This is a genomic window from Micromonospora sp. NPDC049201, assembly GCF_055586805.1.
Genome location: NZ_JBVJHM010000044.1, coordinates 1 through 1,356 on the forward strand (window position 1 = coordinate 1; position 1,356 = coordinate 1,356).

At 69.5% G+C, this 1,356-nt stretch carries 1 protein-coding gene; it reads right to left on the bottom strand.

Annotated elements, in window-relative coordinates:
• Window positions 1-23: 23 nt before the first annotated feature.
• Window positions 24-1,223 carry an IS110 family RNA-guided transposase gene (locus ACZ6O5_RS31260; protein WP_465981929.1) on the bottom strand — a complete coding sequence of 400 codons (1,200 nt, stop codon included), beginning with the start codon at window positions 1,221-1,223 and terminating at the stop codon, window positions 24-26.
• Between the last annotated feature and the right edge of the window lie 133 nt (window positions 1,224-1,356).

Consider the following 1,356-nt stretch of genomic DNA (forward strand, 5'->3'; position numbering starts at 1 on the left):
GGGGGGTGTCCCTATGGGTTTCGTCAAGCAGCGATTGAGGCGGTTGGGCGGGGTTGGTAGGGGATCTTGTCGCGGAGCATGGCGAACAGGACGTCGCAGCGGCGTCGGGCGAGGCAGATGAGGGCGGCGTTGTGGCGTTTGCCCTCAGCTCTCTTGCGGTCGTAGTAGGCCCTGCTCACGGGGTCGGCGAGGGCGGCGAACGCGGCGAGGAAAAGGGCTCGTTTGAGGTTCTTGTTGCCGCCCCTTGGTGGGTGTTCGCCGCGGATGCTGCTGCCGGATCGTCGGGTCACGGGGGCAAGCCCGGCGTAGGCGGCGAGGTGGCCGGGGGTGGCGAAGGCGGTGCCGTCGCCGACTTCAAGCAGGATCCGGGCGGCGGTCCTGACGCCGATGCCGGGCATCGAGGTCAGGACCGGGGCAAGAGGGTGCGCATCAAGCATCCCCTCGACTTGGGTGGCGACCTGGTCGCGTTGGCGAAGGGTCTCGCGGAGGCTGTCAGCGAGGCGGGGCAGGATCGTTTCCGCAGCCTGGGTGCCGGGGACGGTGACGGTCTGCTCGTCGAGGGCGGTCATGATCTGCTCGACGAGTCGGTCCCCCATGCGGGGTGCGTGGACGGCGGCGATCGAGAGCAGTTTGCGGCGGCCGGCCTTGCGCAGACCAGCCGGTCCGCCGCAGCGTGACAGCAGCTCCAGCACGGCTCTGTGCTGCACCTTCGGGCCGAGAACCCGTTCCAGGGCGGGATGGATCTGCGTCAGCAGGCCCCGGATGCGGTTGGACACGCGGGTGGCTTCGCCAGCGAGGTCGTCGTCGAAGCCGACCAGGACTTCCAGCTCAGCCAGGGTCTCGTCGCCGGTGTCGACCCGCCGCAGTGTGTGCGGCAGAGTGCGGGCCGCGTCAGCGATGACGTAGGCGTCGCGGGCGTCGGTCTTCGCCGTGCCGGGGTGCAGATCGGCGATCCGGCGCATCGCCAGTCCGGGCAGGTAGGCCACCTGATGACCGCACGCCCGAGCCACCGCGACCGGCAAGGCGCCGATCGAGGCGGGCTGGTCGACCACGACCAGGACTCGACCGTGACGGGCGAGTTTGTCGAACAGTTGCCGCAGCCGGACCTCGGTATTCGGCAACGCCGCGTCGTGCAGCCGCTTGCCGTCCGGGGCCAACCCGACCGCGTGATGATCACCCTTACCGACGTCCAAGCCCAGGAAGACGCCGTATCCGTCGTGCACCAAGACCCGCCTCCACGCATCGCATCGTGGCCTCGGCCGCAGTCAGGGCGTCGGACTGCCGGCAGCCACGTTACGAAGAGACCTACCCCGAACACGGGTGGCCGTGTCCCTATCAGCGGTCCACCGACGCCAC